Origin of the sequence: Marilutibacter spongiae, from assembly GCF_014145325.1 — a bacterium.
Classification (GTDB): domain Bacteria; phylum Pseudomonadota; class Gammaproteobacteria; order Xanthomonadales; family Xanthomonadaceae; genus Marilutibacter; species Marilutibacter spongiae.
Genome location: NZ_JACHTF010000023.1, coordinates 36,648 through 47,819 on the forward strand (window position 1 = coordinate 36,648; position 11,172 = coordinate 47,819).

At 71.0% G+C, this 11,172-nt stretch carries 2 protein-coding genes; both read right to left on the reverse strand.

Annotation, left to right across the window (positions count from 1 at the left end; all coding sequences use genetic code 11):
* Position 1: 1 nt before the first annotated feature.
* Complete coding sequence (locus H4F98_RS16020; RefSeq protein WP_182688834.1) at positions 2-1,246, reverse strand: efflux RND transporter periplasmic adaptor subunit; 1,245 nt, start codon at positions 1,244-1,246, stop codon at positions 2-4.
* 108 nt (positions 1,247-1,354) lie between these two features.
* Complete coding sequence (locus tag H4F98_RS16025; RefSeq protein WP_343064783.1) at positions 1,355-11,161, reverse strand: non-ribosomal peptide synthetase; 9,807 nt, start codon at positions 11,159-11,161, stop codon at positions 1,355-1,357.
* Between the last annotated feature and the right edge of the window lie 11 nt (positions 11,162-11,172).

An 11,172-nucleotide genomic window follows, 5' to 3' on the forward strand; every position in this document is an offset into this window, starting at 1 on the left:
CCTACTCGATGTCGATCTGCGGCTGGTTCTCGAACGCCGAGGTGTCGGACACGATGATGCGGTCGCCCGCCTCCAGGCCCTTGACGACTTCGATGTGCCGGGTGGACGCCCGGCCCAGCTCGACCCGGGTGGCCTGCGCGGTACCGCCGTCGACCTTGTACAGGGTGGCGACCTGGTGGCTCTGGGCGAAGCTGGGGCGGTCGACGAAGAGTGCGTCGGCCTTGCGTTCGACGTCGATCACGCCTTCGACGCTGAGGTCGGGACGGGCGTCGCCCGGCAGCTCGCCCTGCAGGGTCACCTCCACCTTCACCACGCCGTTGACGACCGCGGGGTCGATCCGCGCCACGGTGCCGTTGATCTTGCTGCTGCGCGTGTCGATCACGACCTTCTGGCCGAGCTCGATGTCGCGCACCTGGAAGTCCTGCACGTCGAGCAGCGCGATGAGATCGTCGTGGGGCGCGACGCGCGCCACCTGGATGCCCTGGCTGACGTGCTGGCCGAGCTTGAGCGGCATTTCCTGCACGATGCCGTCGATGCTGGCCCTCACCTCAAGGTCGTCGATCTGTTGCTGGATCAGCGCGTGCGAGTTCTTGAGCATGTTCAGGCGGGCGACGTGGGCGTCGCGCATCGCCGCCAGGTTCTCCTGCATCTTGCGCACCCGGGCGCGCTTGGACTCGATGCGCTGGCGCGACTGCTCGGCGGCCAGCTTGGACTGCTCGTAGGTGATCTTGGACACGATGCCCTGCCCCACCAGCTTGCCCTCGGCGTCGAGCTTGAGGCGCGCGCTCTCGTAGTCGAGCTCGGCGTTGCTCGCCTCCGTGCGCAGGTCGGCCAGCTCGGAATCCAGGCTCATCTCGGCCGCGCGGTTCTCCTTGGCCTGCGCCTCCATTTCCCAGCGCGACTCCTCGAGCTCCTCGCGCAGCTTGTGGTTGGTCAGGGTGACGATGACGTCGCCCTTCTTGACCTGCGCGCCGGCCTCCACCCCGATCTTCTCCACGTAGCCGTCCACGTTCGCGGTCAGCCACTGGATGTTCTTGGGCACCAGGGTGCCGATGCCGCGCACCTGCACCGAGAAGTCGCCGCGCTGGACCTCGCCGAACACGAGCTTGTCGCGGTCCACCGAGAACCCGTTGCCGTTGACCATCTGGGTCAGGCCGACCAGCACCAGCACGCCCGCGCCGACGGCGATGGGAAGCCAGTAGCGCCTGAGTCCGTTCTTCTTTGCCGCTTGTCGTGCAATATCCATGGAAGTACTCGCTATTGCTTTCGGTACGCGGCCCGCCCGGCGGGCCGGCCATCGGTGGCGTGAACGCACGCGCATGCCCGCCGGGGCGGTTGCGCCGGCAGGATCGGGTCAGGCGGGGAGTGGCATCGAGCCATCGACTTGTTCCTTGTCCATAGCCCGGATCGTTGAGAACAACGCATCGACGAGCGGTTCGAGGTCAACCTGCGACAACAGGGTGACGTGTCCTCCTTGGAGGGTAACAGGCGCACCCAGGCGTTCACAGTGCATTTGGTAATGGCGGACGAGGTTGGCCTCGCCGATGCCGTGCGCCTGCCCCTGTGCGGCCAGGACGACGCCGACGGGACCCCCGACCCGGCCCGAGGGCCGGTAGGCGGCGAAGGCGGCGATCTGCGCTTCGATCAGGCCCAGGAAGCGGTCGAGCGCGGCCGGGTCGGAGGCGGACAGCAGGCCGGACCGCTGCAGGTGCCGTTGCAGGCGCTCGCGGTGCCCATCGGGCCCCATATCCTCTTCCACGCCCGCCTCGCCGGTGATCCAGCGACCGAGCATCGAGGCCAGTGCCGAGGACGAGGCCTCGCGCCGCGCTTCGTCCAGGCAGAGCAGGCTGTCGAGCAGCACCACCCCGACCTGCTCGCCCCGGGCTTCGAGGACGCGCGCCATCTCGAACGCCACCGCCCCGCCGAACGAGTGCCCGGCCAGCAGGTAGGGTCCGGCGGGCGCCTCGCACAGGAGTGCGGCGATGTTCTCCTCGACAATGGCTTCGACGTTCGCATGCGGTGCCTGGCCGTCGCGGAAACCGCGCGATTCGAACACGCGCACCCGCAGGCGATCGCCGGCGGCGCGCGCCAGCGGCACGAAGGCCGCCGACGTCAGGCCAGCGCCGGGGACGCAGTAGACGGTCGGCGCGTCCGCGGTCGTCGACAGGCCCACCAGCGGGGACCAGGCCTCGTCGCCTTCGCCTTCGGCGGGACGCCCGTCGAGGCAGGCCGCCAGTTCGGCCAGGCTCGGATGGGCGAACAGGTCGCTGACGTTGAGCGCCTTGCCGAAGCGTTCGTGGAAGCGCGCGCCGAGCTTGATGGCCAGCAGCGAATGTCCGCCCAACTCGAAGAAGTTGTCGTCGCGGCCAATCCCGTCCACGTCCAGCAGCTCGGCCCACAAGGCGGCCAGCGCCCGCTCGGTGGGGCCTACCGGTTCGACATGCTCGCGCGCTTCGCCGAATCGCGGCTCGGGCAGCCGCGCCTTGTCGATCTTGCCGTTGCGGTTGAGCGGCAGTCGCTCCAGGCCCACGAACGCGGCGGGCACCATGTACTCCGGCAGCGTTTGCCGGAGGTGCCCGCGCAGCGCCCGGGCGATCGCGGCGGCGTCGTCGCCCTCCCCGGCCCCAGCGACCACGACATAGGCGACGAGCCGGCGCTCCGCGGCACTGGCGCCATGCACGGCCACGACCGCTTCGCGGACCGAGGGGTGCTCGCGCAGGCGCACTTCGATCTCGCCGGTCTCGATGCGGAAGCCACGGATCTTCACCTGGTCGTCCACGCGCCCGACGAACTCCATCTCTCCCGTCGCGGCCCAGCGGACGAGGTCGCCGGTGCGGTACAGGCGCTCACCCGGTCGCGCGGCATCCTCGATGAAACGCTCGGCGGTCAGTTCCGCCCGGCCGAGGTAGCCGCGCGCCAGCCCGGCGCCACCGAGCAGGAGCTCACCCGCCACGCCGACCGGCTGCGGACCGCCGGCCGCGTTGACGACGCGGGCGCGAACGTTGGCCATCGGACGACCCAGCATGATGCGACGACCGGGCGCCACCTCCACGCTGCTTGCCGCCACCGTGTTCTCGGAAGGTCCATAGGCATTGCAGACCGGGTAGCGGCCGGCCCAGGCCCACGCACTGCGCGTGTCCGGCGCTTCGCCGGCAAGGATCAACGCCTCCAGGGCATAGTCGCGGTCCGGGTCGAGCTGGGGCAACAGCGCCGGCGGCAGCGTGGCATGGGTGATGCGCGCGTGTTCGAGCAGGTCGCACAGGGCGACCGCCGAGCCCCGCTGTCCGGTGCCGCACACATGCAGCGTCGCGCCGTGCGCCAGCGCCATCAGCCATTCCCAGACCGCGGCGTCGAAGCCGATCGAGGCGAATGCCAGCACCTGGCTGGACGGCGTGATCGCATACAGCCGACGCTGGTTGGCGGCCAGGTTCACCAGGCCGCCATGCTCGACGAGCACGCCCTTGGGTCGCCCGGTCGAACCCGAGGTGAAGACCACGTAGGCCAACGACCGCGCGTCGATGCCGGCCGCCCCGGCCGCGATGTCGTGCCCGGGCTGGCCGGCCAGGAGCGCCTCGCGGATCGGCGCATCCAGCGGCAGCACGCTGCGATCCGACAGGGCCGGATGCGCACCGAGCACCGAGGCATGGGTGACGACGAACTCGGCGCCCGCTTCGTCGAGCATCTCCAGCACGCGTTCCTCGGGGTACTCCGGATCCAGCGGGAGGTACGCGGCGCCCGCCTTGAGGATGCCCAGCAGGCCGACGACCATGTCGGCCGAGCGCTCGGTGCACAGCCCGACCACGTCGCCCGCGCCGACCCCCTGCTCCCTGAGGTAGTGCGCGAGGCGGTTGGATTCCCGGTTGAGCGCGTCATAGTCCAGCGACTCACCGTCGTGCACGACGGCGATGGCCGCGGGCGTGGCCCGCGCATGTCGCTCGAACAGGGCGTGGACGCAGCCCGGGTCGACGTCGACGCGTTCGCCTTCGCCCCAGGCCGCCAGCTGCGCGGCCTGTGCCGCGTCGACCATCGGCAGCTCGAGCACGCCGCTCGCCGGCGCGTTCGCGATGCCGCCCAGCAGGGCTTCGAAGCCGCGGCTCATCCGTTCGATGGTGTCGTGGTCGAACAGGCTCTGGGCATACAGCCACGAGATGCGCAGGCCGTCGGCGGTTTCGCCCACGTGCAGCTCCAGGTCGAAGCGCGCGGCGTCCTCCGCCCCGCGCACGCCTTCGATCGTCAGGCCCGGCAGGCGGACGTCGACGGGCTGCTCGATGTTGTGGAACGAGAAGCTGATCTGGAAGATCGGCGCGTGGTTGAGGCTGCGGTCGGGCCGCAGCGCCTCGACGAGCATGTCGAAGGGCACGTCCTGGTGCTCGAAGGCCGCCAGCGCCGTGGCCCGGGCCTGCACCAGCAGGTCCTCGAAGGACGACGCACCGTCGACCTCGACCCGCAGGGCGAGCGTGTTGATGAAGAAACCCACCAGCCCTTCGAGGTCGGGATGGGCGCGGCCCGCGATCGGCGTACCGATCACCACGTCGCTCTCGCCGCTCCAGCGCGACACGAGTAGCGCGAAAGCCGCATGCAGGACCATGAACAGGCTGGCGTCGTGCGTCGCCGCCAGCGCGTTCAGGCGCGCGGTCGTCGCTGCGTCCAGCGTGTGCTCGACGCGCCGGCCCTCGAAGCGCTGCTTGGGCGGCCGCGGACGGTCCAGCGGCAGCGCATGGCTGACCGGGATGCCCGCGAGCTGTTCGCGCCAGTAGTCGACATGGCGCCGCAGGCCGGCCTCGCCGCCCAGGCGGCTGCGCTGCCAGGCCGCGTAGTCGGCGTACTGCAGCGGCGGCAGGGGCAGGTCCGGACGGCCCTCGCCCCGCGTCGTGGCGGCGTACACGGCGGCGAACTCGCGCGCGAGGATGCCTTGCGACCAGCCATCGGATGCGATGTGGTGCACCGTCATCACCAGCACGTGTTCGTCGGCATCCAGCGTGAGCAGGGCGCAACGCAGCATCGGGTCGCGCGAAAGGTCGAAGGCAGCGGCGGCTTCCGACGCGATCGCCTCATGCAGTGCCGCGTCGCGCTGCGCGGCCGGCCGCGTGGACAGGTCGAACCGGCGCAGCGGCAACGACGAGGGCGGCAGGATGTCCTGCCTGGCTTCGCCGTGGTGGGCGACGAACACGGTCCGCAGGGGCTCGTGGCGCGCGACCAGCGCGTCGAGCGCCGCTTGCAGGGCCGTCTCGTCCAGGCGGCCGCGCAGGCGCAAGGCCATCGGCATGTTGTATTGCGGGCTGCCGCCCTCCAGGCGATCGATGAACCACAGGCGCTGCTGCGCGAACGACAGGGCCAGCGCCTGGCTACGATCGGCGACGGGGATGCCCTGCAGTTCGACTTCGGGACAGGCGTCCACGCAGTCGGCGAACGCCGACAGCCGCGGGTGCTCGAAGACCGCGCGCACGGGGACCTGGCGACCCAGGCGCGCGCCGATGGCGGAGACCAGGCGGGTGGCGAGCAGCGAGTGCCCGCCCAGCTCGAAGAAGTTGTCCTCGCGCCCGATCGCGGTGACGCCGAGCAGTTCGCTCCACAAGGCGGCAAGTCGCGCCTCGGTGCCGGGACGCGGTGGCAGCGCCTGTGCGCTGCCGCTCGAGACCGGGACCGGCAGCGCACGGCGATCGACCTTGCCGTTCGGCGTCACCGGCAAGGCGTCGAGCACGACGAAGGCCGAGGGGACCATGTAGTCGGGCAAGGCCTGCTTGAGCGCGTTCCGCCACGAGGCCGTCCGCGCATCGGCGTCCGCCCCGGGGGCGGCGTCGCCGGCGACGTAGGCGACCAGGCGTCGCTCGCCGGGGCGGTCTTCCCGGGCCATGACGAGCGCTTCGCGCACGCCTGCCAGCGCGCACAGTCGCGCTTCGATCTCACCGGGTTCGATGCGGTAGCCGCGCAGCTTGAGCTGGTGGTCGTTGCGGCCGCGGAACTCGATCCGTCCATCGGGCAAACGGCGGCCCAGGTCGCCGGTCCTGTAGAGGCGCTCGCCGGCACGCAGCGGATCGGGGACGAAACGCTCGGCCGTCAGCACCGGTTGGCCCAGGTAGCCGCGGGCCAGGCCCACGCCACCGATGCAGATCTCACCGACGACGCCGACCGGCTGCGGCCGGCCATGCCGGTCGGCCACGCGCACCACGACGTTGCGCAAGGACGTGCCGAGCGTGATCGGTGCGTCGGGCTGGATTTCGGCATGGGTCGCGGCCACGGTGGCCTCGGACGGCCCATAGGAATTGCAGACGCGGTACCTGCGGGCCCAGCGCCAGGCCAGCGCGGGTTCGCAGGCCTCGCCGGCAACGATCAGGACCTCGAGGGGATAGGCGCGTTCGGGGTCGAGCTGCGCGAGCATCGCCGGCGGGATCGCCGCGTGGGTGATGCCCGCCTCGACCAGCAGGTCGGCCAGCCGGTCAGGGTCGTGCCGCTCGGCCTGCGTGCAGACCTGCAGGCAGGCGCCCGACGCCAGGGCCATCAGCCATTCCCAGGTCGCGCCATCGAAGCCGACCGATGCGAACGCGAGGACGCGACTGCCCTCGCCCGCGCCGTAGAGCGCCTGCTGGTTGGCGGCCAGGTTCATCAGCCCCCGGTGTTCGAGGATGACGCCCTTCGGCGCCCCGGTCGACCCGGACGTATAGACGACATAGGCCGCGTGGGTCGAATCGAGCGCGGCCGGGACCGGGTTGCCGTCCGGCAGGTCCATGCCGGCCACGGCTTCGCAGTCCAGCATGGCGATTCCGGGGGCGATCGCCTGCTCGAGATCGTCGCGGAGCGAGGCCTGGGTCAGGACGACCGCCGCCTCGCTGTCGGCGAGGATCGCGCGCTTGCGCTCCGCCGGCAGCTCGGGATCGATCGCCACGTACGCCGCGCCGGACTTCAGGATGCCGAGCATGCCGGCGACCATGTCGATGCCGCGCGCCACGTGCAGGGCCACGCGCGTCTCGGGGCCTGCACCGGCGTTGGCCAGGGCATGCGCGAGACGGTTGGCGCGGGCATTGAGCGTCGCGTAGTCGAGCTGCTCGCCATCGCAGGCCACCGCGGGACAGCCGGGACTGGCCGCCGCGTGGGCCTCGAAGCGGGTATGCACCAGCAAGCCGCCCGCCTCCCCGACCGGAGCCGCCTCTTCGCAGCCCACCGGCAGCAACGGCAGCCGGGAAACCGGCAGCGAGGGCGTGTCGACGATCCCCTGCAGCAGGGTCGCCAGCGCGTGGCCCATGCGCTCGATGCTCGCGCGCTCGAACAGATCGCGCGCGAACAGCCAACCCAGCCTGAGGCCCTCGCCATGCTCGGTGGCGGTCAACTGCAGGTCGACGCGGGCCTGCTCGTGGCCGGCGGTGAGCGGCCGGATCGAGAGCTCGCGCAGTTCGACCTCCGCGTGTTCATGGTTCTGCAAGGCGAACAGGACCTGGAACAGCGGTGCGTGCGCGAGGCTGCGCTCGGGCCGGAGCGCATCGACCAGCGCCTCGAACGAGATCTCCTGGTGCTCGAAGGCCTGCAGCACCGTCTCGCGCGTGCGAGCCAGCAGCACGTCGAAGCCGGGATCGCCCGACAGGTCGTTCCGCAGCACGAGCGTATTGACGAAGATGCCGATCAGCGGTTCCAGGTCGCGGTGCAGGCGCCCGGCGACGGGCGTGCCGACGACGATGTCCTCCTCGCCGCTCCATCGGTGCAGCAGCAACGCGAATGCCGCCTGCAACACCATGAACAGGCTGGCGTCGTGGCGCAGCGCCAGTGCCTTGAGGCCGGCCAGCGTTTCCGACGGCAGCGATTGTTCGACGCGCTCGCCATCGAAGCCCTGGCGCGGCGGCCGCGGGCGGTCCAGCGGCAGGCCATGCACCACCGGCAGGCCGGCGAGCTGGGTGCGCCAGTAGTCGAGCTGCTGCGCCTGCCGATCGTCGGTCATGCGCGCACGCTGCCAGGCCGCGAAGTCGGCGTACTGCAACGGCAGCGGCGCCAGCCCCGGACAGGCATCGGCCGCGAAACCGGCGTACAACGCGACCAGTTCGCGCACCATGATGGCCTGGGAACCGCCATCGGAAGCGATGTGGTGCACGGTCAGCAGCAGCGCGTGCGCGTCCCGGTCGAGCTCGACCAGGCGGGCACGCAACACCGGCCCCTCGGCCAGGTCGAACACCTCCAGCGCTTCGCGCCGCGCGAGTGCGAGGACCGCATCCCGACGCATCCCCGGGTCGTCGCCAGTCGCGCGGCTGATAGCGAGGTCGACGCGCATCGGCGGCAGGATCCGTTGCACCGGGCCATCCGGTGCGTCGGCGTAGACGGTGCGCAAGACTTCGTGGCGCGCGACCAGCGCATCGAGCGCGGCCTGCAGGGCGTCCACCCGTAGCGGCCCCTCCAGCTCGAGTGCCACCGGCATGTTGTACTGCGCGCTGCCCGACTGCATGCGGTCGACCAGCCACAGGCGCTGCTGGGCGAACGACAGCGGCAGGGCGGCGTCGCGGTCGGCCACGGGAATGCCTTCGTGGGCCGCGTGCCCGGCGGTGTCGACGAACGCGGCCAGGTCGCGCAACACCGGGTACTCGAACAGCTTGCGGATGGCGACGGGCTTGTCGAGTGCGCGGGAGATCTCCCCCACCACGCGTGTCGCCAACAGGGAATGGCCGCCCATCTCGAAGAAATGCGCGTTCGCGGCGATGTCGTCGCGCTTGAGCAGGCGACTCCAGATCGCGGCGATGGCCGCTTCGGTGGCGGTTCGCGGCGGCTCGCCAGCGTCCGGGTGCAGCAGCTCCGGCGCCGGCAGCGCACGTCGGTCGACCTTGCCGTTCGCGGTCAGCGGCAATCCCGGCAGCGGGATCCAGCTCGCCGGGCACATGTAGTCGGGCAGCCAGTCGCGCAGTTCCTGCCGCAGGGCATCCAGCCACGCGCCGTCGTCGGCTTCAGCTGCCGTGGCCGGGACCACGTAGGCCGCCAGGAAGGACGACTCGCCGCTGCCGGCGACCGTCACCACCGCGTCGCGCACGCGCGGACTCGACTGCAGGCGGGATTCGATCTCGCCCAGTTCGATGCGGTAGCCGCGAATCTTGACCTGGTGGTCGAGGCGTCCCAGGCATTCGATGGTGCCGTCGTCCAGCAGCCGGCCGAGGTCGCCGGTCCGGTAGAGGCGACCGCCATGGGCCGGGCCGAGCGCATGGCCGGGGAACTTCTCCGCGGTCAGGGCCTCGCGGCCCAGGTAGCCGATGGCGAGGTTCGCGCCCGAGACGCATATCTCACCCGCCACGCCGACCGGCACCGGCCTCAGCGCGTCGTCGAGCACGAGCAGTGCGCAGTTGTCGATGGCGCGACCGATGGGCACCGAGGCGCCCGCCGGCCAATCGTCGACCACATGGCTGGCAACGTCGGACATGGTCTCCGTGGACCCATAGAGATTGCACAGGACGACAGCCGGCAACGACTGGCGGATGAAACGGGCGGTGTCGGGCTTCAGCGGCTCGCCGCTGACGAACCAGTGCCGCAACCGGCCCAGCCGTGCCACTGCGCCGGGATGCTCCAGCAGCGCACGCGCCAGCGAAGGGGTGGTCACCACGCGGGTGACGCGGTGCGCGTGCAACATGCCGGCGAGCCGTTCCAGGTCGACCACGTCCGCCGCGTCCACCACGACCATCGGCTGCCCGGCAGCGAGCGGCACCAGCAGTTCCCAGACCGCGCGCACGAACGCCGTGCTGGTGATCAGGCAACAGACATCGTCCTCGCGGTAGGGGAAGGCGCGGTGCATCCAGGCGGCGCGGTTGAGCAGCGCCGAGTGCGGGCAGATCGCGCCCTTGGGACGGCCGGTGGAACCCGACGTGTAGAGCAGGTGCGAGGCATCGGACAGCGCGACCGCGGGCAATGCAGGGTCGGCGCAGGCTCGGTCCTCGCGGACGTCTTCGAGCAGCAGCGTGCGTGGCGCGTCGCCGACACGGCCGGCAAGGTCCGCGCGGGTCAGCAATGCGCCGGCGCCGGCGTCCTCGAGCATGAAGCGTAGGCGTTCGTCCGGCAGGTCGACCGCGAGCGGCAGGTAGGTCGCACCCGCCGACAACGCGCCCAGGACCGCGACCGCATAGTCGATCCCACGCTCGAGCAGGATCGCCACGATGTCGCCCTTGCGAACGCCCGCATCCCCGAGCGCATGCGCCAGCGATCGCGCGCGGCGCGCAAGCTCGCCGAACGTGAGCGTCGCATCGCCGTGCACGATGGCCAGGCGCGAGGGGTCGCTCGCGGCGACGTCGAACACGCTTTCGTGCAGGCATCGTCCGGGCAGCGTCGTCGTCCGCGGCGCGCAGGCGGCCAGGACCTCCAGTTCCTGTGCGGGCGTCAGCAGCCGGTAGCTGGAGATCGGGCGCCCCGGATCGGCCAGCACCTGCCCGACCAGGGTGTCCAGCGCCGCGGCCATGCGCTCGATCGTCTTCGCGGCGAAGAGTCCGCTGCGGTACGACCACTTGAGGATCGTGCCCGCCGGCGAACGCCGCGCGTAGAGCGTCAGCTCGGCCTTGGCGAGGTCTTCGCCATCGCCGGCCTCCAGTTGGCTGACCTGGAGCGCACCGGGCAGCGGGGATGCCTCCTCGAAGGCGTCGAAACTGTTGATCAGGATCTGCGTCAGCGGGTTGTAGGCCAGGCTCCGCGTGGGCTTGAGGTCCTCCACCAGCGTCTCGAAGGGAATTTCCTGATGTGTGTGCGCGTCGAGCACCATGTCGCGGCTGCGTGCCAGCAGCGTCTCGAACAGCGGATCGCCATCCAGGCGCGTTCGTAGCACGAGGGTATTGAGGAACAGGCCGATCAGCGGCTCGACGTCCGCATGCACGCGGCCGGCGACCGGCGTGCCCATGACGATGTCGTCTTCGCGGCTGAAGCGTCCCAACAACATCGCGAACACGGTCTGCAGGAAGACGAAGGGCGTGATGTCGCGCGCCTTGCAGAAGCCCGAGATGGCCTCGGTTCGCGCTGCGTCGAACACCTGCTCCAGATGCGCGCCCTCGAAGGACTGCTGGGCCGGCCGTGGGCGGTCCAGCGGCAGGCCGTGCACCGTTGGCAGGTCCGCCAGCTGCGTGCGCCAGTACCCCAGCTCGCGCGCCAGCCCCTCGCCCTGCAGGCGCTCGCGCTGCCATGCCGCATAGTCGGCGTACTGCACCGGCAGCGGTGCCAGCGGCGCCGCCA